A 21726-nucleotide genomic window follows, 5' to 3' on the forward strand; every position below is an offset into this window, starting at 1 on the left:
TTTTGTGGATTGAATCTTATAATATGTTACAAATGGAAATAATAGAGAGAATATGGGGTATAGAACTAGTTAAAATAAAGGTAAGTATGGAATGATGAAAGAAGGTGACAGACATAGAATATCCAGAGCATTTAGTTAAACAAGTGAGGGAGCGAAGTGCTACATACCAATTAGAAGGTTTTTTAAGTGGACAGGGCCCTAGAAGTCCGAAATTAATGCTTGTTGGAGAAGCACCTGGTGAAACAGAAATTCATAATGGGATTCCGTTTAGCGGGAAAGCTGGAAAACATTTAATGGAGTTTTTAGAACGTATTCACGTTACAAGGGAAGAAGTATATATTACGAGCGCGGTTCGGAGTAGACCTTATAAATGGAGAGAGAAAAGGGAACGAAATGGCGAAATAATACAGAAGAAGTACAATAGAACACCGAATCAAGGTGAGATACTTGCCCATGCACCTTTGTTAGATTATGAACTGGAATTTATACAGCAGTCGGTTATTGTCACACTTGGTAATATTGCATTACAGCGTTTAGTTGGTAAAAATAATAAAATTACGGATGTTCATGGAGAATTGTTAAAGCAACCTGTGCAGCGATTGAAAGATAGCAGCGGTACAGAATTTATATGGACTGAAAAAGAATATAATATATTTCCTACTTTTCATCCGGCTTCAATTTTTTATAATCGGAGTTTATTGGAGCTCATTTATGAGGATTTGGAGAAACTTAAAAGATATGTAATAAAAAACTAGAAAAGCTAAAGAGCTTTTCTAGTTGAATTTAATTATGTAACGGATTTTTATTTTCATCTAGTGTAAATCCTTCGCCGACGACATCATGTACATCACTAACAGCAACAAAGGCGTGAGGGTCTACAGAAGTAATGATATTTTTTAATTTCACGATTTCGTTTTTTGCAACAACACAATATAGTACATTTCGTTCAACTTTTGTATAGGATCCAACTGCTTTTAAAAAGGTTGCTCCGCGCTCCATTTCGGATAAAATTTTTGACGCAATTTCATCGTTTTTATCAGAAATAATAGTTGCTCCTTTTGCTGCATAAGCTCCTTCTTGCATAAAATCAATAACCTTAGCCCCGATAAATACAGCAACTAACGTATACATGCCTTCTCGATATGATAAATATGTAAGAATAGAGACAATGATAACGACGGCATCAAACATAAACATCGTTTTTCCCATACTCCAGCCAACATATTTGTGAGCTAGCCTTGCGATAATATCAACACCGCCAGTAGTCCCGCCGTATTTAAATATAATTCCAAGTCCAATACCAATAAATGCCCCAGCGAATAAAGCAGCCAGTGTCATATCATTTTGCAAGTTTAAATGTAAGTTAAGTACTTCGTAGCGCTGGAAAATCCATAGGAATAGAGAGACGCTAAATGTACCGATTAATGTGTATAAAAATGTTGTTCGGCCGAGTAACTTCCAACCAATAAAAAATATAGGGATATTTAAAATTAAGTTTGTATAGGAAGGGTCAAGCGAAAATAGAAAATATAATAATAGCGTAATGCCGGTAAATCCACCCTCTGCAAGATGGTTTTCAATATTGATATTTACAATACCGAAAGAAAAAATAGCGGAACCGATTAAAATGAAAATGATATTTCGAATCTTCAAGTTTGCTTTCATATAGAAATCCCCCTAGTTACGTAATGATTTGGAATTGCTCCGCTTAAACGGTAAGACATAATAATAAGTTATTTCTAGTTGCTAGTAAAAATAGAGAATAGTATAAGGGCCTAATTAGTTCAGGCTAATCTTTTGCAAAAATCACGCAAAAGAAGTTTCACTTTACCCCGCTCAAACGGCTGGTAGGAGATAAAGCAGAGAAGACAGAGCAAACCAGCGGTAAGAGCCCGATTGGTTCAGGCTAATCTTTTGCAAAAATCACACAAAAGAAAGTTTCACTTTATTATAGTCTATCCCAAAAAGAGTCGTAAATAGTGATATGAGAGAATAATATTTGTCAAATCGCGATGAATTGGCTAACATGAAAGAGGAAGGAATAGAGGTGACTAGTATGGAAGCAAAAACGATGAAAGATATGCAGAAGGAAGTAGATGCATATATCGGTCAATTTAAAGAAGGTTATTTTAGTCCGCTTGCAATGATGGCCCGTTTAACTGAAGAAATGGGAGAGCTTGCAAGAGAGGTTAACCATTATTATGGTGAGAAACCGAAGAAGACGACTGAGAAAGAACGCAGTATTGAAGAAGAGCTTGGAGATGTTTTATTTGTTATGATTTGTATGGCAAATAGTTTAAATATTGATTTAGAAACAGCACATAACATTGTTATGGATAAATTTAATACACGTGATAAAGATCGCTGGACACGTATTGATGAGGGAGAGAAAGAAGCATGAAAGAAATTAAAGTAATTATTGCTGGACCAAGAGGACGTATGGGACATGAAGCAGTTCTTCTAATGGAAAGAACAGAACATTTCAATTTAGTAGCAGCAATTGATTATAAGCATGGCGGAGAGAAAATAGCTGATTTACCTGGAATGCCAGCGCTAGATGCACCTATTTATGCGGATTTACATACTTGTTTAGATGAAGTAGAAGCGGATGTATTGTTAGATTTAACAACACCAGAAGTTGGAAAGAAACATGTGACACTTGCAGTTGAACGTGGACTTCGATCTGTTATTGGTACAACTGGATTTACTGAAGAAGAACTAAAGCAATTAACAGAAAATGCAAAAGAAAAAGAAGTAGGAACAATTATCGCTCCAAACTTTGCAATTGGTGCAGTTCTTATGATGAAATTTTCACAAATGGCAGCAAAGTACTTCCAAGATGTTGAGGTAATTGAATTACACCATGATCAAAAATTAGACGCACCATCTGGTACAGCTGTAAAAACAGTAGAATTAATCCGTCAAAATCGTGTGCCAAAAGAGCAAGGACACCCTAATGAAACGGAACAATTAGAAGGAGCACGTGGTGCAAATGTGGATGGTATTCACATTCATAGCGTACGTCTACCAGGGCTTATTGCACACCAAGAAGTAATGTTCGGCGGAGATGGACAAATGTTAACAGTTCGTCATGATTCATTCAACCGTGCATCATTTATGTCAGGTGTCAAACTATCAATTGAAACGGTAATGAACCTTGATCATCTTGTGTATGGTTTAGAAAACATTATCGACTAAAGGGGAGACAACGGATGAAAATTGCCTTAATCGCACATGACAAAAAGAAAGATGATATGGTTTCGTTCGCGTACGCATATAAACCAATCTTTGAAAAATATGAACTTTTTGCAACAGGAACGACAGGACTTCGTATTATGGAGGCAACTGGTTTAGTTGTAACAAGATATCAATCTGGTCCTCTTGGTGGCGATCAAGAAATTGGTGCAATGATTGCAAAAAATGAGATGGATATGGTGATTTTTTTCCGAGATCCACTAACAGCGCAGCCGCATGAACCTGATGTCAATGCGTTACTTCGTTTATGTGATGTATATGCCATCCCACTAGCAACGAATATGGCAAGTGCTGAAATGCTAATGCATGCATTAGAGCGGGGAGATTTAGATTACCGAAAGTTAAGAAAATGAGGGGAACAATTATGAGTGGATTACATATATTAGCGTTTGGTGCTCATGCCGATGATGTTGAAATCGGCATGGCAGGTACCATTGCAAAGTATACGAAACAAGGATATGAAGTAGGCATTTGCGATTTAACAGAAGCTGATCTTTCTTCAAATGGAACGGTAGAACTGAGAAAAGAAGAAGCAAAGGCTGCAGCTCGTATTATGGGAGTAAAAACGAGAATTAATTTAGCGATGCCAGACCGTGGTTTGTATATAAAAGAAGAGTATATACGTGAAATTGTAAAGATTATTCGTACATATAAACCAACACTAATTTTCGCACCATATTACGAAGATCGTCATCCAGACCATGCTAATTGCGCGAAACTTGTGGAAGAAGCCATCTTTTCAGCGGGAATTCGTAAATATATGCCTGAACTTCCGCCGCACCGTGTAGAGTCTTTTTATAATTATATAATTAATGGTTTTCATAAACCGAATTTTTGTATAGATATTAGTGAATACCTTTCTAAAAAGGTGGAAGCGTTAGAAGCGTATGAAAGTCAGTTTTCAACAGGGAGTGATGGTGTTAAGACGCCATTAACTGAAGGATACGTTGAAACTGTAATCGCTCGGGAGAAGATGTTTGGGAAAGAAGTTGGAGTGCTGTATGCCGAAGGATTTATGAGTAAGAAACCCGTTTTAATACATGCTGATTTAATAGGGGGATGTAAATGAAATTGAAAATAGGTATTACATGTTATCCTTCTGTAGGTGGTTCTGGGGTTGTTGGGACAGAGTTAGGAAAGCAATTGGCGGAACGCGGGCATGAAATTCATTTTATTACATCGGGTGTACCATTCCGGTTGAATAAAGTGTACCCGAACATTTATTTTCACGAAGTAACAGTAAATCAATATTCTGTTTTTCAATATCCACCTTATGATTTAGCATTAGCGAGTAAAATGGCAGAGGTTGCTCAAAGAGAAAACCTTGATATTTTACATGTGCATTATGCAATCCCTCATGCTATTTGTGCATATTTAGCAAAACAAATGATTGGGGAGCGTATTAAAATTGTTACAACCTTACATGGAACGGATATTACTGTGTTAGGTTCCGACCCTTCGTTAAATAATTTAATTCGCTTTGGTATTGAACAATCTGATGTTGTTACAGCTGTGTCACATTCGTTAATTGAAGAAACAAATGAACTTGTAAAACCAGATAAAGAAATTGAGACGGTATACAATTTTGTAGACGAACGTGTTTATTTCAAACGTGATATGTCTCAATTAAAAAAAGAATATGGTATACGAGAAAATGAAAAAGTATTGATTCATATTTCAAATTTCCGAAAGGTTAAGCGTGTACAGGATGTTGTGCAGTCATTTGCCAAAATTGTAAAGGAAGTAGATGCGAAATTGCTTCTTGTTGGTGATGGACCAGAGTTCTGTACTATTTTACAATTGGTGAAAAGTTTACATATTGAGGAACGTGTCTTATTCCTAGGAAAGCAAGATAATGTTGCAGAGCTTCTTGCGATGAGTGATTTAATGCTACTTTTATCAGAAAAGGAAAGTTTTGGTCTCGTTATATTAGAAGCAATGGCGTGTGGTGTGCCTAGTATCGGAACGAGGGTTGGGGGCATTCCAGAGGTCATTCAACATGGTGAAACAGGATATATATGTGAAGTTGGAGATACAGATGGAATAGCTAAGCAAGCAATTCAACTACTAGAAAATGAAGAACTTCACCGTAATATGGGAGAGCGAGCGATGAAATCTGTATATGAGCAGTTTCGTTCGGAAAAAATCGTTTCACAGTATGAGGCGATTTATTATGACATACTAAGGGATGACAAGAATGGAAAGATTTAAAAAAGCTAGTTCAATTATTGAGGTATTAAAACAGCACGGACATGAGGCTTACTTCGTTGGTGGAAGTGTACGAGATCTTATTATCGATAGACCGATTGGAGATATCGATATCGCAACATCTGCTTTACCAGAAGAAGTAATGGCTATTTTCCCAAGACATGTTCCGGTTGGTCTTGAGCATGGAACTGTAATTGTTATAGAAAATGGTGAACCGTATGAGGTAACTACTTTTCGAACAGAAAGCGAATATGAAGATTTTCGGAGACCTAGTAGTGTTCAATTTGTCCGTTCATTAGAAGAGGATTTAAAACGACGTGATTTCACGATGAATGCAATTGCAATGACAGAGGAAGGCGAAATGGTTGATTTATTTGCTGGGAAAGAAGCGATTCGTCTGAAGGAAATTACAACGGTTGGAGATGCTGCAGACCGTTTTCAAGAAGATGCACTGCGAATGATGCGTGGTATTCGGTTCGTAAGTACGTTAGGTTTCTCTTTGGAAATAAAGACGAAACAAGCAATTGAAACGTATGGGCATTTGCTCGAACATATAGCGATTGAAAGAATTACAGTTGAATTTGAAAAGTTGTTGACCGGTACATATTGTGTGAATGGTCTTCAAGAGTTAGTAGAAACGAAGTTATTTTCTCATCTGCCATATTTGCAAATGTCAGAAGAAAGACTCTTGAAAGCTACGCAGTATAAATGGGATTCTTTCGAAACAGATGTTGAGGCGTGGGCATTTTTCTTATATTGTATCGGAGAAGAGCATCCATCTGTCTTTTTGCGTCAATGGAAGTTCTCGAATAAAAAGATCAAAGATATCGTAGCGGTTTTATTAGCAATTCGTTCTAGAAAGGAGAAGGAGTGGGATACAATCCTTCTTTATAAAACTGGGATTCGCATCGCTGAGATGGCGGAAAGAGTATATGAAGCGATAATAGAAAGTTATAATAGTGCGTCTGTTAAGCAAGTACAATCATTATTTCATGCATTGCCGATAAAAAATCGTCAAGAAATGAATGTGACTGGTAATGATTTATTAAGCTGGGCAGATAAAAAGCCAGGTCCGTGGGTTGCCGAAATGCTTCAAAATATTGAAGAAGCAATCGTACAAGGAGATTTAGTTAATAAGAAAGAGGATATAAGGGAGTGGCTACAAAGATGCAATCTACTATAAGAAAGCAGTTATTACAAGTTTTTTCTGAAGCAGATGGTGCATTTGTATCTGGTCAAATACTTAGTGACAAACTTGGTTGTTCGAGAACCGCTGTATGGAAGCATATGGAGGGTCTTCGTAATGAAGGGTATGAACTAGAAGCTGTACGCCGCTTAGGTTATCGAATTGCTAGTAAACCAGATAAAGTAACTGCGAATGAGATTCAATTAGGATTACAAACAGAGCGTATCGGTAGAACGGTTTATTTTGAAGAATCGGTTGAGTCTACTCAGCATATTGCAGCGAGACTTGCTTATGAAGGCGCAGAAGAGGGAACAATTGTCGTTGCTGAAGAACAAACAGCAGGTAGAGGACGTTTAAGTAGAAAATGGTATTCCCCAAAAGGAACAGGAATTTGGATGAGTATTATTTTGCGTCCCTCGATTCCAGTTCATCATGCACCACAGCTTACTTTATTAGCAGCTGTTAGCGTAGCGCAAGCAATTGAAAAATGTACCGGTGTAAACGTAGGGATTAAATGGCCGAATGATATTTTAATTCAAGGTAAAAAAGCTGTCGGTATATTAACGGAGATGCAAGCTGATCCAGATAAAATTAATGCTGTTATTATGGGAATTGGCATTAATGCAAATCAGAAACAAGAACATTTTGATGAGGAAATTCAGCAAATTGCAACTTCATTAGCAATTGAATCGGGTAAGCCGATTGTTCGTGCGGAACTTATGCAACAAATTTTCTTGCAACTAGAGAAATTGTATGAAGAGTATTTAAAAAATGGCTTCTCTGTTATTAAAATTCTTTGGGAAAGTTACGCAGTAAGTATCGGAAAAGAAATTACAGCTCGAACGATGAGGGAAACTATTAATGGGCTAGCAAAAGGGATTACGGAGGATGGTGTATTGTTACTTGAGGATCATCAAGGACAAGTGCACCACATTCATTCTGCTGATATAGAAATTAAGTAAAAGAAGTTCCTATTTTGGAGCTTCTTTTTGTCATTTAGATACTAATAAATTTCACATACCGTAATAGGGATAGAAAATTATTTTTTCGAAAAAATGTAGCAATTCCTTTTCAGAGTTTGCTATAATTAGTTCGAATATGGGCAGTATCAAAGCGAACTGCACCATTATTTTACGCAGTATGAAAAAAATAATTTGGATTCTGCCTTGATCCAATAACGGACTGGGACAGAGGGATGAATAATGCCGACTAACACACAACCCTTCTGCCCTTTTATGGCCAGAGGGGTTTTTTTATATGATTTCGGCCATCTCCTCTCTCCTGCATAAAGGAGGAGTAGTTTTTGAAAACAAAAACAGATTTTTTGAAAATGAAAGAGCAAGGTGAGCCGATTACAATGCTAACGGCGTATGATTATCCATCTGCTAAATTAGCAGAAGAAGCTAAAGTCGATATGATTTTAGTAGGTGATTCTCTAGGAATGGTTGTACTTGGGTATGATTCAACAGTTCCAGTAACTGTAGAGGATATGATTCATCATACGAAAGCTGTACGCCGCGGAGCGAAAGAGACGTTTATTGTAACTGATATGCCATTTATGTCTTATCATGTTTCATTGCAAGATACGATGGTTAATGCACGTCGCATTGTTCAAGAGAGCGGGGCACATGCATTAAAGGTAGAAGGTGCTGGAGAAGTTATATCAACTATTCACTACTTAATGAATGCGGGAATTCCCGTTGTGGCGCATTTAGGTTTAACTCCTCAATCTGTAGGAGTGCTAGGTGGGTATAAAGTACAAGGGAAAGATGCTGAAAGTGCAAAAAAATTAATAGAAGATGCAAAGAAATGTGAGGAAGCTGGTGCGATAGCACTTGTGTTAGAGTGTGTGCCAATGCAATTAGCAGAACTTATTTCAGCGCAGTTAACAATTCCTACAATCGGAATTGGAGCAGGACAAAAAGTAGATGGGCAAGTTCTTGTATATCATGATCTTATCTCGTACGGCGTAAATCGTGTTCCGAAATTTGTGAAGCAATATACGTCTGTTCAAGAGGAGATTGTGCGAGGGATTTCACAATACGTTACTGAAGTAAAGACAGGACAATTTCCTGAAGAAAAACATTCATTCACAATGAAAGAGGAAGAGTGCTTAGCGTTATACGGAGGAAAACAATAATGAAAATCATAACTACAGTGCAAGAGATGCAGCAAATTACAAACGAACTTCGTACAAATGGAAAAAGTATCGGTTTTGTTCCAACGATGGGGTATTTACACGAAGGCCATGCTACGTTACTACGTAAGGCAAGGGAAGAAAATGAAATTGTAGTGTTAAGTGTATTTGTAAATCCACTACAATTTGGACCAAATGAAGATTTAGATCGATACCCACGTGATATTGATAGAGATGAAAATGTAGCAAAAGAAAATGGTGTTGATTATTTATTTTATCCGAGTGTAGAAGAGATGTATCCAGCAGAACAAACGACAACAGTAGAAGTTTTGAAGCGTACCGACGTATTATGTGGTAAACAAAGACCTGGTCATTTCGCTGGTGTTGCGACTGTACTAATGAAACTATTTAATATTATATTGCCAACGCGTGCTTATTTCGGTATGAAAGATGCACAGCAAGTAGCTGTAATTGAAGGATTCGTAACTGATTTTAATATTCCCGTTACGATCGTACCAGTTGATATTGTAAGGGAAGAAGATGGATTAGCGAAAAGTTCTCGTAATGTGTATTTATCACAAGAAGAACGCGAAGAAGCTCTTCATTTATACGGCAGTCTATGTATAGCGAAAGAACGAATTGAGGCAGGCGAACGTAATCCGGAAATCATTATGAATCTTGTGCAAGAGCATATTGAGAAGTATACGAAAGGCACTGTAGATTATGCTGATTTATATGCATATCCTTCATTAAAAGCAATAGATAAAATTGAAGGAAGAATCATTTTAGCGATTGCAGTTAAGTTTGAAAATGTACGATTAATTGACAATATAACATTAATGGGGAAATAAGGGGGAGCATCTATGTTTCGCACAATGATGAGAGCGAAGTTACATCGCGCAACTGTTACAGAAGCAAATTTAAATTATGTAGGTAGTATTACAATTGATGAAGATTTAATGGATGCGGTAAATATTGTAGAAAATGAAAAAGTACAAATTGTAAATAACAACAATGGAGCTCGCTTAGAGACATATGTTATTAAAGGAGAGCGCGGTAGCGGTGTTGTGTGTTTAAATGGTGCAGCTGCAAGGCTTGTACAACCGGGTGATAAAGTTATTATTATTTGCTATGGTTTAGTGGCAGAAGAAAATATTCATAAACAAGAGCCGAAAATTGCAGTATTAGACGATGATAATCAAATTATTGAAATGTTAGGTGCTGAAAAAGCTGGCACGATATTATAAGTAGGAAGGCTATCTCTAATTAAGGAGATAGCTTTTTTGTGCATCTTTTCATTAAGATGAGGTAAAACGTGGTATAGTAACATTATATAATTTTTGTGTTTGATAGGTAAGAAATTGAGGTGTTACATATATGAGTAAGCGTTATGTCGTTGTTGATTTAGAGACGACAGGGAACTCCTGGAAGGATGGGAAGGATAAAATCACCCAAATTGCAGCTGTTGTAGTGGAAGATGGAGAGATATTAGAGATTTTTTCATCTTTTATTAATCCGAAGAGAGAGATTCCCCTATTTATTACAGAATTAACTGGGATTGATGCAGATCTTGTAAAACAAGCCCCGTTATTTCGAGATGTAGCCCCGATGATTGTTGAGCTATTACAAGGTGCGGCTTTTGTTGCACATAACGTTCACTTTGATTGGAATTTTTTAAATGAAGAATTAAGGCAGGCTGGATATACAGAAGTATATTGTCCTAAAATTGATACAGTTGAATTGGCGCAAATTCTTTTGCCGACAGCTGATAGTTATAAATTACGTGATTTAGCTAAGCAACATGAACTAGAGCACGATCAACCACATCGTGCGGATAGTGATGCTCTTGCAACAGCGGAGTTGTTTTTACAATTTTTAAGTGAAATTGAAAAGTTACCACTTGTCACATTACAGTCGCTTTATGAATTAAGTGATGTTTTCCAAAGTGATATAGCTGATGTACTTTCTGAAAATATTTTAAAGAAAATGATGCATGGTAAAGAAATGGCAGAGGAGTATGAAGTGTATCGAAATATTGCGCTTCGAAAGCGGAATTATTCTTTAAGCCTCAGTGAAACATGCGCATCTAAATTTGATGCTTTCTTACATAAAGCAATGGATAAACTTGAATTGAATATGCCAAAGTTTGAAAAAAGAGAAAGCCAACAAATTATGATGAAGGAAATATATACAGCGCTAAGAGATTCTAGGTTTTCACTGATTGAAGCAGGAACAGGTACGGGGAAGACGCTTGCATATTTACTTCCAAGTATTTATTTCGCAAAGAAAAAAGAAGAACCTGTCATTATAAGTACACAGACTGTACAATTGCAACAACAAATACTAGAAAAAGAAATTCCATTATTACAGAAAATAATGCCATTTTCATTTGAAGTGGCTCTTCTGAAAGGAAGAAAGCATTATCTTTGTCTACATAAATTTGAATATGCTTTGCAAGAGGAAGAGAAAAATTATGATATGGCGCTCACAAAGGCAAAAATTTTAGTATGGTTATTGCAAACGGAAACCGGCGATCGTGATGAATTAAATATTCCTGAGGGCGGAAAGTTACTTTGGAACCGTATTTGTAGTGATGCATATAGTCCAGGCGGGATGCAAAGTAACTGGTTTAGTCGTTGTTTTTATCAACGAGCGAAGAATAAAGCATTGTTTGCAGATATTGTTATTACAAATCATGCGTTATTATTTCAAGATTTTTCAAGTGAAGAACCACTGTTTGCTTCATGTGAACATATTATTTTTGATGAAGCTCATCATATCGAAGAAGCGGCGAGTAGAACATTTGGTGAACAGTTCTCATGTATGTATTTTCAATTAGCTTTATCTCGTCTTGGTACGCTAGAAACAGATGATGTGCTTTCTAAAGTATATAAAATGATGAAAAAATCAGAGCAAGCCTCTCGTTCGACTTTCCGTATGGTGAGTCATAGTTTGAAGGAACTTAAATTTGATGCGGATGAACTATTCCAAATGTTACGTGCTTTCATATTTAAACAAACAAAGCAGGAACAAGGGATGAGCAATATGCCGCTCATTTATCGATATAACACGGAAGTAGAGACAGGTAAGTTATGGGATAGCATTACCGAGTTAACAAATCGTTTTGTATATGATGTAAGAAAATTAGTGACTACACTTGAGAAGCAAGTTGATATATTGCAAAGTAAATTAGAATGGGAGATGCATGTTGTTACAGGTGAATTTATGCACTTAATTGAGTTGTTGAGAAAGATGGTACAATCTTTACAATTACTCATTTTAGAAAAAAATTCATACGTGACATGGATGGAGACTGAAACGAAGGGGACGATTCATTCAACAGTTTTATATGCGCAGCCTGTTCATATTAGTGAAAGATTTGCTGATGAATTTTTAACAGAAAAAAAGAGTGTTATTTTCACATCAGCAACGTTAACAGTTAGTGATTCATTCGACTATATAAAAGAAGAGCTAGGTTTGCATGATTTTGCGCCCAATACATTAAAAGTTCCATCACCATTTCGTTTTGAAGAACAAATGAAATTAATGGTTTCAACTGATGTGCCTTTTATTAAGCAAGCAAGTAATGAGGAATATATTGAATCTGTATCGGCACATATTGCGAAAATAGCGAAAGCTACAAAAGGTAGAATGCTTGTTTTATTTACTTCGTATGAAATGTTGAAAGAAGCGTATACGAATTTGAAAAGTGATGATGCATTAGAAGGATATTTATTATTAACACAAAGTGTGAATAATAAGAGCCGAAGTCGCCTCATTCGTAAATTTCAAGAGTTCGACAAATCGATTTTGTTAGGAACAAGTAGTTTTTGGGAAGGGATAGATATACCTGGAGATGCTCTGAGTTGCCTTGTCATTGTCCGTCTGCCCTTTACGCCTCCTAATCAGCCGATGATGGAAGCAAAAGGAGAGTGGCTAAAAAATCAAGGAGAAGACGTATTCGCTAAGTTAGCGCTCCCACAAGCGATATTACGTTTCAAACAAGGATTTGGTCGTCTTATTAGAACAAATACAGATACGGGAACGGTATTTGTTCTAGATCGCCGTTTGACAAGTTCTTCCTATGGAAAACGTTTTTTACAATCAATCCCAACTGTCCCGCTCTATGAAGGACCTTTAGAAGAATTGTTAGAGCAATTAAAGGAACGACCAAATAAATAAAATTGGAAGAAAAATACGCCTGAAGTACACTTAAACTTCAGGCGTAAAAAATGTGGGTAGGAGGAATTTTATTTTTCTTACTTCTTGTATACAAAATATATTGCTTTTCGATTTGAAACCTTTTTTTGCTGTACATGTCCTGCTATAATAGATGGGTGATGAAGCAGGGGTTGTAAAGAATGTACTCTTATTGTAACCGTATTGCGTTCTTCTATAATTAGAAATTTTTGTGTAACGGAGGAGTTTTTTCATGGATAATAAAATCGAAGTCCTATCAACGACGCGTATTAAATATTCGTCTGACTTGTATAAAATTGTTGATAGCTTGAATCGTACGTTAAAAGAGCAGGACCTCATGTTCGGATTAGCATTAGACGAAAAAGATAAAGAAATAGCTGTATTTACGATTTACAGAACGTAGTGATTCAATGAAAAAGTGGATCTTTGCAATCATTATCGTAATCGTTGCTAGCGGAATATATGGGGCGTATGTTTATAATAAAGCGATGGAAAAGAAAATTCCCAAAGAGTCAAAGTCTGTAGAAATTGCAAAAGAAAAAGCAAAGCTTACAAATGTGAAATCTGTAGATTATTATAACGGAAAATCTTCATATACAGTCGTGCAAGGTGTAGATGAAAAAGGAGAACAAATTATTGTTTGGGTGCCTGATAAAAAAGGAAATGTCCTTGTGAAGAAAAAGAGTGAAGGTATTTCTGAAAAAGAAGCTTTGCAAAAATTGGCTGAACAGGCGACTGGAGAAGGTGCTGAACCTAAGCCGAAGCCAAAACAAATTGTAAAAGTAAAATTAGGTGCTGAAAACGATATTCCGTTGTGGGAAATTACATATATTGATCAGGAAGATCGTTATACGTATTATTATCTAGAAGTTCAAAATGGTGCATATGCTGGACACTACAGCATTGAAAAATAGATGTAGGGGGAACTACAAATGAAATTAGCAAAGCGAGTAGCTGCTTTAACACCGTCTTCAACTTTAGAAATTACAGCAAAGGCACAAGCATTAAAAGCAGAAGGTCATGATGTAATTGCATTAGGGGCAGGAGAACCTGACTTTAATACACCAGAACATATTATGGATGCTGCGCATAAAGCGATGTTAGAAGGACATACGAAGTATACACCAACAGGTGGATTGCAAGCGTTAAAACAAGAAATTGCGAAGAAGTTTACTCGTGATCAAGGAATTGCGTATGATCCATCTGAAATTATTGTATGTAATGGTGCCAAGCATGCATTATATACATTATTCCAAGTGTTACTTGATGAAGGAGATGAAGTTATCATCCCAACTCCTTATTGGGTAAGTTATCCTGAGCAAGTAAAGCTTGCTGGTGGTAAGCCAGTTTATGTAGAAGGTCTAGAAGGCAATGAGTACAAAATTACAGCAAAGCAGCTGCGTGAGGCAATTACAGAGAAAACGAAAGCAGTTATTATTAATTCACCGAGCAATCCAACAGGGATGATTTACAGCAAAGAAGAATTACAACAGCTTGGAGAAGTATGTTTAGAGCATGATATCTTAATCGTTTCAGATGAGATTTATGAAAAATTAATTTATGGTGACGCGGAATATACTTCAATTGCCCAGCTTTCTAATGTATTAAAAGAACAAACACTTATTATTAATGGTGTATCTAAATCACATTCTATGACAGGTTGGCGTATTGGATATGCAGCAGGAAATAAGCAGCTTATTAAAGCGATGACGAACTTAGCGAGTCATAGTACGTCAAACCCTACTTCAATTGCTCAATACGGTGCAATTGCTGCGTATGCAGGCTCACAAGAACCTGTAGAAACAATGCGTCAAGCGTTTGAAGAAAGATTGAACATTATTTATGATAAATTAATTCAAATTCCTGGTTTCACTTGCATTAAGCCACAAGGTGCTTTTTACTTATTCCCAAATGTAAAAGAAGCCGTAGCGTTAGCTGGGTATGATACAGTTGATGAGTGGGCAAAAGCATTATTAGAAGAAGAAAAGGTGGCTCTTGTTCCAGGTACAGGATTTGGTGCACCAAATAATGTTCGATTATCGTATGCGACATCTCTTGAGCAAGTTGAGAAAGCATTAGAACGAATTCATACGTTCATGAAAAGTAAAGTACAGGCTTAATCGTCTGTTTCTTGTAGTAAATGGCAAAAAACCTCCCTATATATAGGGAGGTTTTTTTGACGAATTGTGGCAAAAAGAAATGGCTAAAGGTGTGTTATACTAGAAAGCGAGGTGTTTGGTGATGAAAAAGAAAATGATGTTACAATGGTTTGAACAGGGAAGCATAGCGATTCCTAAATTGCTTATGATGCATTATAAAAAGCTAGGTTTAAATGAGACGGAATTTATGGTAGTACTTCATGTACACACATTTTTAGAATCAGGTAATTCGTTCCCGACTCCTTCAGAGATTTCAGAACGGATGACGATAACAGAAATGAAATGCATGGAAGTGATTCAGACTTTAATCCAAAAAGGTTTTTTAGCACTAGAAGGTGGACGAAGATCTGAAGCGATGATGTGTGAAAGTTATTCTTTACAACCACTGTGGGAAAAAATATTGCACTTTTTAATGAATGAATCTATAGAGGAAGAGCAAAAAGAACAAAAACAAATTCAAGTAAATTTATATACAGTATTTGAAAAAGAATTCGGAAGACCACTTTCGCCATTTGAATGTGAAACATTAGGGATGTGGGAAGATCAAGATCAACACCATCCGAATTTAATTCAAGCGGCTCTTCGTGAAGCTGTTATGAGTGGCAAACTTAATTTCCGGTATATTGATCGTATTTTGTTTGAGTGGAAAAAGAACGGAATTAAAACGGTAGATCAAGCGCAAAATCAAGGCCAGAAATTTAGAGCGAATCAACAACGCACACAACAAACGACAAAACAAGAGACGAAATTTACTGGGAAAGTACCTTTTTATAATTGGTTGGAGCAGTAGTGTAGGAGGAAAGATATGTTGAACAAAACGCAAATTCGTTATTGTTTAGATACAATGGCGGATATGTATCCAGAAGCGCATTGTGAATTAATTCATGATAATCCATTTGAACTTGTAATCGCAGTGGCATTATCTGCACAATGCACAGATGCACTTGTGAATAAAGTGACGAAAAACTTATTTCAAAAATATAAAACACCAGAAGATTATTTAAGTGTGTCTTTAGAAGAATTACAACAAGATATACGTTCCATCGGATTGTTTAGAAATAAGGCGAAAAATATTCAAAAATTGTGCCGGATGTTACTAGATGATTATAACGGGAAAGTTCCAGAAGACCGTGATGAGCTGACGAAATTACCAGGAGTAGGGAGAAAGACAGCGAATGTAGTTGTTTCGGTAGCGTTTGGGATTCCAGCGATTGCTGTTGATACGCATGTAGAGAGAGTGAGTAAACGGTTAGCAATTTGTAGATGGAAAGATTCTGTGTTAGAAGTGGAAAAGACATTGATGAAGAAAATTCCAATGGATGAGTGGGGAGTTACACACCACCGTATGATTTTCTTTGGACGTTATTACTGTAAGGCGCAGCGACCACAATGTGAAGGGTGTCGATTACTAGAAATATGTCGCGAAGGAAAGAAACGAATGAAGGGGAAATAAAGGATGGAGCGAGTTATAGAAATACCGAAAGAGTTTCGGTGCGTACCATTTTTTAAAGAGAGTGCAAATTCGATTACGTATCACACAGACCAATCTTTTGAAGAAATAATACAAAATACTTACTTTATATTTGATATTGAAAGACAATATGAGCCATGGAATGAAATTGAAACAAGTATTCCAGCGGTGTTAAATATATGGAAAAGCAAGCATGAAGAAATTGCTATACTATTTCGGAACAGAAAAAAACAAGAAGCTGAGGGTCCGATGATTCTTTTTGCAGCTCATATGTTATCAGTCGTATATTGGTTAAATGAACAACCTGTGCCTAGTTTGCATGAGATACAAAAACATATAGATAAATTAGAAATGAAACCTGTTAATTTTATGGAACGATATTCATTTGTTATAAAGAAACCAGGACATTATCATTCTTATATTCAATTAGCACAGTTATACATCGAAGTAGAAAAGCTATATGCGAAGAAAATCATAACAAAAAAGAAGTCCATTTCTCATTAGGAGAAATGGACTTCTTTTTATTATGATTCTGTTGTAACAACATTTCCATCTGCGTGCGGAGTAGTATCTCCGCCGTGATTCTGTTGTTCTTGTTGGTGATTCTGTTGTTCCTGTTGTTTACGCTCTTCTTCAGCTTTCTTTTTAGCTTCTTCTTCAGCTTTTTTTCTAGCCTCTTCTTCAGCTTTTTTCTGAGCCTCTTCTTGCTGCTTACGCTGTTCTTCTGCAGCTTTCTTTTGAGCTTCGTCTTGTTTTAATTTATCTTCTGCAGCCTTTTTCTGAGCTTCGTCTTGTTTTAATTTATCTTCTTCAGCTTTTTTCTGAGCTTCGTCTTGTTTTAATTTATCTTCTGCAGCCTTTTTCTGAGCTTCTTCTTCAGCTTTTTTCTTAGCCTCTTCCTCAGCTTTTTTCGCGTCTGGAGTTCCTCCAGGAGCGGTAAAGGATGCACCGACTGCTGGACTTGTTCCAGTACCTTTTTTCGCTACTACAGAGAAGCTGTAAGTAACACCTGGTTTAATGCCTCCAAGAGTAGCTGTCGTACCGCTTACTGATAAGCTACCACTACTACCGTCAGTAGCTTTATAGCTTGCAGCATACGCATCAACCTCTGATGGTCCAGACCAATTTAGTGTAACTGTGCTAGCGCCATCGAAAGCGACATTAAGGCCGCTTGGCGAATCTACTTTAATTTCTTTAACTGCATCTTTTTTCGCGCCTTTAATGTACAGTTCTCCATTTAATTCTTGTACAGAAGAAGGGCGCTCGAAACGAGATTTATCCGTAGCAAATTTGCTCATCATTGTTTGGAACATTTGCTGAGCAATTCTAGTAGAACGATCTCCAATGTAATTTTCTGGGCTATCTTTTTCATAACCAGTCCATACAGCCATTGTATATTGTGGTGTATATCCTGCGAACCAACTATCTCTGTTGGCATCTGCTGGAATACCGTATTTTTTAATAACAGATTCATCAAAGTTTTGTGTTCCTGTTTTACCTGCTACGTCTACTCCTGGAACATACGCTGTCGGACCTGTACCACCAGAGCCAGGTTTTACTACGTCGCGAAGAACATCAGTAATCATGTAGGCCGTATAGTCATGCATCGCACGTTGTTCTTTCGGCTTAAAGTTTTTCTTTTTCCCATCTGGGAAGATAACTTCTTTTACGAAGTGAGGTTTATTATAAACACCGTCATTTCCGAATGCTGCATATGCACCAGCTACTTCTAATGGAGAGCTGTCATTACTACCAATTGCAGTAGATTCATATACCTTGCCCTCTTTAAATGTCATTCCTAAGCCTTGAGCAAATTCTTGTGACTTATTGAGGCCAACTGCTTGAGCTGTCTTTAAAGCAGGAATATTTAATGATTTTTTCAATGCTTCACGAAGTGAAACGTCACCTTTATAACTATTTGTTGCATTTCGTATTTTTTTACCGTTGGAATACGTATACTCTGAGTCGTTTAATTGATGATACGTAGACCATTGTAGGTTTTCTATTGCTGGACCATAGTCGAAAATTGGCTTCATTGTTGAACCTACTTGGCGTTTTAAATCGATTGCCATATTATGACCTTTGAAAGTAGATTTACTTTCTTTACGACCAGCGCCGATTGCTCGAACTTCTCCAGACTGAGTATCCATAAATACGAATGATCCTTGGAATTGATCGTTTGGATACTTGATGAGATTCCCATCCATTATTTTATCAGCATAGTCTTGAGCATCAAGATCAAGAGTCGTTTGGATCGTTAAACCGTCCGAACCGATATTTATATCAGGAATTTCTTTTTCAACTTCTTTTACAACTGCATCTAAAAATGCTTGGTATTTCATTTCAGTTACTTCTGAAGAGGGAAGAAGTCCTTGTGTTACAGGGATTTGCATTGCATCATTCATTTCTTGTTTCGTTATATACCCGTGTCGGTTCATTAATGTTAATACGATATTACGACGTTTCGTTGCTCTATCAACGTTATCTGGTTTTGTTGGATCATAAATGTTAGGACCTTGGGGTAAACCAGCGAGCATTGCGGCTTCGTGTAGTTGTATGTCTTTTAAATCTTTGCCGTAATATTTTTTGGCAGCTGTGGAAATACCATAAGAGCGATTACCTAAGTTAATCTTATTTAAGTACATTTCTAAAATTTCATGTTTTGAGTACTGTTGCTCTAACTTATAAGATAAGTACCATTCCTGCACTTTTCTTTTTGCAGTTTTGTCCATCGTTAGAAAATAGTTTTTAACTACTTGCTGTGTAATCGTACTACCACCTTGTGAGCCAAAGCCACCAGTGACATTTTCCATGACTGCCATTCCAGTACGTCTAAAATCAATTCCATTATGATCGTAGAAACGAGCATCCTCAGTCGCAAGGAATGCACTTTCAATTACTTTTGGAATTTGATCGTATGTAACATGGGTTCGTTTTTCAGCACCGTATTCATAGAAGAAATTCCCGTTTTTATCAAGGAATTTTGTTGATAAAGGATTGACTAGCTTTGATTTGTCTAGTTTTGGAGCGTCCTTTACCATAACAAAGAAGGCCGAAACGCCAGCTACGAGACCGACGATACCAAGAAGTAGACAACCTATAAGAAATCTCTTGAAAAAGGAACCTTTTTTCTTTGGTTTTTCTTCTTTATTATTTGTTTCTTTCGTTTGATTTTTTACATGATTTCGTTCTGTACGAGAACGATAATTATCTGACATTATACTTTCTCCTACCTTTCATTCTCTCCCCCAAAAGTCGAAAAAAGAGCCTTAGTGATGACTCTATCACGAAAAATAAACCGTGTCTAGTACGCGGATATAATCAATTCGAGGGTGATAACCGCATGATAATAAAGACCCATGCTCTTCTATTTCTTGTTTTGTAATCGATTTACGTCCACCAGTATTTTGACGATTCCAAAATGCAATAATATGTTTTGCATCTAATAAATAAAATTCATCAAAAAGTGTAAATTTAATAATAACAAATGCAATTCCATTATGAGCGACTACTTGCTTCATATGTTCAATTTGATGAAGGTGGAAGTTTTGAAGTGGAAAACTGGTTTTATTTTTAGTTTCTTTCGCTTCAAAATCGATGTATTTCCCTTTGTATACACCGTTGTAATCTGTTGTAGAAGGTTGTTTGAAATACGCTTCTTTTACCACTGCAGCACTTCGAGCGGGGTAATCTACTTTTACAATTTGAAGAGGTGTAGGTTTTTTATGTACGCATGCAATATTATGGGTTAAGTAATATTGATTGGTGTCATTCAATTCCTCTTCAAGGGACATACCTCTATTACTGTAAGTATGTTTTTTTATTGGTGTTTTATGAGGTTGTGAAGCTTGATCGTACCTTTTTCCATTTGGGTAACGAATGGTCATATTTTGTCCACTCCCAACTTGATAAGATTTACTTACAAAGGTGATTATATCAAAAAATGAAAAAAGATGTGACCTTTTTCAAGAAAGGTATGGTGACTTACTCATGTTTCGATGGAATGATTACGAAAAAATTAAACAGACCCGTAATGATATTTTTTGTACAGAAGAGGAAAAAGCTATAGTTCTTAATATTAAGGAGAGCACGGATGTAGCTAACGTAGATAATATTTCACGTACACAATCTTACCAAGAATATTATTTGAGAAATAGAGAAATTAGATGGTCTTTTTTAGCAAGCATGGTTTCAAGGAATGGGGGATGGAACATGACAGATTTAGAAGGAGAATATTATTCTAATCTTTTATCTCAAACAGTTAAGAGACGATTATTTCATTTGTATGAGAAAGCCAATTGGCTCATCTTCTTAGATGCATTTCCTCAACTATTACTGTATGAGGAAAGTAAAAAGAGATGTGCGCCGCTCTTCCATTTGTTACAATTTTTCAACATATCAATTTTTATGGAAAAAGAATGGGTCGCGTTTTGGGAGAAAAAAGATATAAATAGGCTTATGACGGCACTTATTATTAATGAACAAAATAAAATTCAAAAACCAGTAATTGAGAATGCATACTTTCAAAAACATGTATTTGATACTGCACTATTCAAATTTCAAGAAATATTTCACGTTAGTGCAGTTATTTTTCCAATGGTGGAAGGGGAAATGTATGGATTTTCAGTTTATCAATTTGAAACGTTGCAAAAACGTATAGAACTTGGGAAGCAATTAGCTTGGTTATTATTTCATTTAAAGTATAAGGCTTCTTTTTATAAATTTGCAGTGCAAACTAGGCATACAGGATCAAGGATGGATTATGAATGTAATATAAGGGGAATTAGAAAATCATGTACGCCGGCTCTTCGGGATGTGTATTCTATTGTCACTCATGAAAAATTAATTGAAAAAGATTGGTTTAGTGAAGGGTTGGAAATAGATTCATTATTTTTACTTGAAAAACCTAAGGGGGAAATTAATATAACAGAATGGTATAGAAAGAAGAGGGAGCAAATACATACTCTTTCTATATTAAGTAGTTTTGTTAAAAGAATAGATGAGTTCATGATATAATAAAGAAGTCCCGCCTTCCTAAATGAAGGCGGGGCTTCTTTATTAAAAGTAATATGCTCTACAACAAATTACTTTCTAATCCGCTATTTGCCGG

Annotated in this window: 22 protein-coding genes; 19 read left to right on the forward strand and 3 right to left on the reverse strand. The window is 36.4% G+C overall.

The annotated features are described in order from the left end of the window. Positions 1 to 104 precede the first annotated feature (104 nt). Positions 105 to 755, forward strand: coding sequence for a uracil-DNA glycosylase (locus tag ACFVQC_RS12465; protein ID WP_377898430.1), 651 nt, complete (start codon positions 105 to 107; stop codon positions 753 to 755). A 28-nt stretch (positions 756 to 783) separates the two neighbouring features. Here the strand turns inward: ACFVQC_RS12465 and ACFVQC_RS12470 are convergent, their stop codons facing one another. Beyond that, positions 784 to 1665 (reverse strand): YitT family protein, encoded by an 882-nt coding sequence (locus ACFVQC_RS12470; RefSeq protein ID WP_002149325.1) that lies wholly within the window; start codon positions 1663 to 1665, stop codon positions 784 to 786. Positions 1666 to 2056: 391 nt separating this feature from the next. Here ACFVQC_RS12470 and ACFVQC_RS12475 point away from each other — a divergent pair, with 391 nt between their 5' ends. The 17 genes from ACFVQC_RS12475 to ACFVQC_RS12555 all read left to right on the forward strand — a co-directional run bounded on the left by ACFVQC_RS12475 (position 2057) and on the right by ACFVQC_RS12555 (position 17120). Further along, complete coding sequence (locus ACFVQC_RS12475) at positions 2057 to 2401, forward strand: nucleotide pyrophosphohydrolase (RefSeq protein ID WP_377891540.1); 345 nt, start codon at positions 2057 to 2059, stop codon at positions 2399 to 2401. Further along, the gene (dapB, locus tag ACFVQC_RS12480; protein WP_033718201.1) at positions 2398 to 3198 is read left to right on the forward strand and encodes a dihydrodipicolinate reductase; all 801 of its coding nucleotides are present in this window, start codon (positions 2398 to 2400) and stop codon (positions 3196 to 3198) included. Before ACFVQC_RS12475 ends, dapB begins: the two co-directional genes overlap by 4 nt. Before the next feature lie 14 nt (positions 3199 to 3212). Continuing rightward, the gene (gene mgsA, locus ACFVQC_RS12485) at positions 3213 to 3608 is read left to right on the forward strand and encodes a methylglyoxal synthase (protein WP_002149322.1); all 396 of its coding nucleotides are present in this window, start codon (positions 3213 to 3215) and stop codon (positions 3606 to 3608) included. An 11-nt stretch (positions 3609 to 3619) separates the two neighbouring features. Then, on the forward strand, positions 3620 to 4324 hold the full coding sequence (gene bshB1 / locus ACFVQC_RS12490) for a bacillithiol biosynthesis deacetylase BshB1 (RefSeq protein WP_377891496.1): 705 nt from the start codon (positions 3620 to 3622) through the stop codon (positions 4322 to 4324). Beyond that, entirely contained in the window at positions 4321 to 5466 is a 1146-nt protein-coding gene (gene bshA / locus ACFVQC_RS12495; RefSeq protein ID WP_002086596.1) for an N-acetyl-alpha-D-glucosaminyl L-malate synthase BshA, read from the forward strand. Before bshB1 ends, bshA begins: the two co-directional genes overlap by 4 nt. After that, positions 5453 to 6646: a CCA tRNA nucleotidyltransferase gene (locus ACFVQC_RS12500; RefSeq protein ID WP_377898431.1), complete on the forward strand. Its 1194-nt coding sequence runs from the start codon at positions 5453 to 5455 to the stop codon at positions 6644 to 6646. Before bshA ends, ACFVQC_RS12500 begins: the two co-directional genes overlap by 14 nt. Then, positions 6631 to 7611 (forward strand): biotin--[acetyl-CoA-carboxylase] ligase, encoded by a 981-nt coding sequence (locus ACFVQC_RS12505; RefSeq protein ID WP_377891538.1) that lies wholly within the window; start codon positions 6631 to 6633, stop codon positions 7609 to 7611. Before ACFVQC_RS12500 ends, ACFVQC_RS12505 begins: the two co-directional genes overlap by 16 nt. A 341-nt stretch (positions 7612 to 7952) precedes the next feature. Further along, positions 7953 to 8789, forward strand: a complete 837-nt coding sequence (gene panB / locus ACFVQC_RS12510; RefSeq protein WP_002149314.1) for a 3-methyl-2-oxobutanoate hydroxymethyltransferase — start codon at positions 7953 to 7955, stop codon at positions 8787 to 8789. Then, entirely contained in the window at positions 8789 to 9637 is an 849-nt protein-coding gene (gene panC, locus ACFVQC_RS12515; RefSeq protein ID WP_377891491.1) for a pantoate--beta-alanine ligase, read from the forward strand. The genes panB and panC overlap by 1 nt, the downstream gene beginning before the upstream one ends. 12 nt (positions 9638 to 9649) lie before the next feature. Then, positions 9650 to 10033 (forward strand): aspartate 1-decarboxylase, encoded by a 384-nt coding sequence (gene panD, locus ACFVQC_RS12520; protein ID WP_000490176.1) that lies wholly within the window; start codon positions 9650 to 9652, stop codon positions 10031 to 10033. Between the two features lie 130 nt (positions 10034 to 10163). Then, positions 10164 to 12968, forward strand: a complete 2805-nt coding sequence (dinG, locus tag ACFVQC_RS12525; RefSeq protein WP_377891489.1) for an ATP-dependent DNA helicase DinG — start codon at positions 10164 to 10166, stop codon at positions 12966 to 12968. Positions 12969 to 13218: 250 nt separating this feature from the next. Continuing rightward, positions 13219 to 13389 (forward strand): YpmA family protein, encoded by a 171-nt coding sequence (locus ACFVQC_RS12530; protein WP_377891487.1) that lies wholly within the window; start codon positions 13219 to 13221, stop codon positions 13387 to 13389. 7 nt (positions 13390 to 13396) lie between these two features. Then, the gene (locus ACFVQC_RS12535) at positions 13397 to 13900 is read left to right on the forward strand and encodes a cell wall elongation regulator TseB-like domain-containing protein (protein ID WP_078181044.1); all 504 of its coding nucleotides are present in this window, start codon (positions 13397 to 13399) and stop codon (positions 13898 to 13900) included. 18 nt (positions 13901 to 13918) lie between these two features. Continuing rightward, positions 13919 to 15106 carry an aspartate transaminase AspB gene (gene aspB / locus ACFVQC_RS12540; protein WP_377891484.1) on the forward strand — a complete coding sequence of 396 codons (1188 nt, stop codon included), beginning with the start codon at positions 13919 to 13921 and terminating at the stop codon, positions 15104 to 15106. Positions 15107 to 15227: 121 nt separating this feature from the next. Further along, positions 15228 to 15935, forward strand: a complete 708-nt coding sequence (gene dnaD / locus ACFVQC_RS12545; protein WP_000728546.1) for a DNA replication protein DnaD — start codon at positions 15228 to 15230, stop codon at positions 15933 to 15935. Between the two features lie 15 nt (positions 15936 to 15950). Continuing rightward, complete coding sequence (gene nth / locus ACFVQC_RS12550) at positions 15951 to 16598, forward strand: endonuclease III (RefSeq protein WP_377891482.1); 648 nt, start codon at positions 15951 to 15953, stop codon at positions 16596 to 16598. A gap of 3 nt (positions 16599 to 16601) precedes the next feature. Further along, positions 16602 to 17120 carry a YpoC family protein gene (locus ACFVQC_RS12555; protein WP_377898432.1) on the forward strand — a complete coding sequence of 173 codons (519 nt, stop codon included), beginning with the start codon at positions 16602 to 16604 and terminating at the stop codon, positions 17118 to 17120. A 20-nt stretch (positions 17121 to 17140) separates the two neighbouring features. On the opposite strand, the gene ACFVQC_RS12560 is transcribed toward ACFVQC_RS12555, so the two are convergent. Next, a complete protein-coding gene (locus ACFVQC_RS12560) occupies positions 17141 to 19834 on the reverse strand; it encodes a PBP1A family penicillin-binding protein (RefSeq protein ID WP_377891476.1) in 2694 nt (897 codons plus the stop codon). Positions 19835 to 19900: 66 nt separating this feature from the next. Beyond that, positions 19901 to 20503 (reverse strand): Holliday junction resolvase RecU, encoded by a 603-nt coding sequence (recU, locus tag ACFVQC_RS12565; RefSeq protein WP_002030800.1) that lies wholly within the window; start codon positions 20501 to 20503, stop codon positions 19901 to 19903. A gap of 103 nt (positions 20504 to 20606) precedes the next feature. Between recU and ACFVQC_RS12570 the strand changes: the two genes are divergently transcribed. Continuing rightward, positions 20607 to 21632 carry a DUF2515 domain-containing protein gene (locus ACFVQC_RS12570; protein ID WP_377891471.1) on the forward strand — a complete coding sequence of 342 codons (1026 nt, stop codon included), beginning with the start codon at positions 20607 to 20609 and terminating at the stop codon, positions 21630 to 21632. Positions 21633 to 21726: the final 94 nt, after the last annotated feature.

This window comes from Bacillus sp. NPDC057893 (assembly GCF_042796455.1).
Classification (GTDB): domain Bacteria; phylum Bacillota; class Bacilli; order Bacillales; family Bacillaceae_G; genus Bacillus_A.

What these genes read in the sequence shown, in the direction of transcription:
- ACFVQC_RS12470 (WP_002149325.1), bottom strand. Translation starts at nt 1,665, where the DNA reads ATGAAAGCAAACTTGAAGATTCGAAATATCATTTTCATTTTAATCGGT.
- ACFVQC_RS12475 (WP_377891540.1), top strand. Translation starts at nt 2,057, where the DNA reads ATGGAAGCAAAAACGATGAAAGATATGCAGAAGGAAGTAGATGCATAT.
- dapB (WP_033718201.1), top strand. Translation starts at nt 2,398, where the DNA reads ATGAAAGAAATTAAAGTAATTATTGCTGGACCAAGAGGACGTATGGGA.
- mgsA (WP_002149322.1), top strand. Translation starts at nt 3,213, where the DNA reads ATGAAAATTGCCTTAATCGCACATGACAAAAAGAAAGATGATATGGTT.
- bshB1 (WP_377891496.1), top strand. Translation starts at nt 3,620, where the DNA reads ATGAGTGGATTACATATATTAGCGTTTGGTGCTCATGCCGATGATGTT.
- bshA (WP_002086596.1), top strand. Translation starts at nt 4,321, where the DNA reads ATGAAATTGAAAATAGGTATTACATGTTATCCTTCTGTAGGTGGTTCT.
- ACFVQC_RS12500 (WP_377898431.1), top strand. Translation starts at nt 5,453, where the DNA reads ATGGAAAGATTTAAAAAAGCTAGTTCAATTATTGAGGTATTAAAACAG.
- ACFVQC_RS12505 (WP_377891538.1), top strand. Translation starts at nt 6,631, where the DNA reads ATGCAATCTACTATAAGAAAGCAGTTATTACAAGTTTTTTCTGAAGCA.
- panC (WP_377891491.1), top strand. Translation starts at nt 8,789, where the DNA reads ATGAAAATCATAACTACAGTGCAAGAGATGCAGCAAATTACAAACGAA.
- panD (WP_000490176.1), top strand. Translation starts at nt 9,650, where the DNA reads ATGTTTCGCACAATGATGAGAGCGAAGTTACATCGCGCAACTGTTACA.
- dinG (WP_377891489.1), top strand. Translation starts at nt 10,164, where the DNA reads ATGAGTAAGCGTTATGTCGTTGTTGATTTAGAGACGACAGGGAACTCC.
- ACFVQC_RS12530 (WP_377891487.1), top strand. Translation starts at nt 13,219, where the DNA reads ATGGATAATAAAATCGAAGTCCTATCAACGACGCGTATTAAATATTCG.
- ACFVQC_RS12535 (WP_078181044.1), top strand. Translation starts at nt 13,397, where the DNA reads ATGAAAAAGTGGATCTTTGCAATCATTATCGTAATCGTTGCTAGCGGA.
- aspB (WP_377891484.1), top strand. Translation starts at nt 13,919, where the DNA reads ATGAAATTAGCAAAGCGAGTAGCTGCTTTAACACCGTCTTCAACTTTA.
- dnaD (WP_000728546.1), top strand. Translation starts at nt 15,228, where the DNA reads ATGAAAAAGAAAATGATGTTACAATGGTTTGAACAGGGAAGCATAGCG.
- nth (WP_377891482.1), top strand. Translation starts at nt 15,951, where the DNA reads ATGTTGAACAAAACGCAAATTCGTTATTGTTTAGATACAATGGCGGAT.
- ACFVQC_RS12555 (WP_377898432.1), top strand. Translation starts at nt 16,602, where the DNA reads ATGGAGCGAGTTATAGAAATACCGAAAGAGTTTCGGTGCGTACCATTT.
- ACFVQC_RS12560 (WP_377891476.1), bottom strand. Translation starts at nt 19,834, where the DNA reads ATGTCAGATAATTATCGTTCTCGTACAGAACGAAATCATGTAAAAAAT.
- recU (WP_002030800.1), bottom strand. Translation starts at nt 20,503, where the DNA reads ATGACCATTCGTTACCCAAATGGAAAAAGGTACGATCAAGCTTCACAA.
- ACFVQC_RS12570 (WP_377891471.1), top strand. Translation starts at nt 20,607, where the DNA reads ATGTTTCGATGGAATGATTACGAAAAAATTAAACAGACCCGTAATGAT.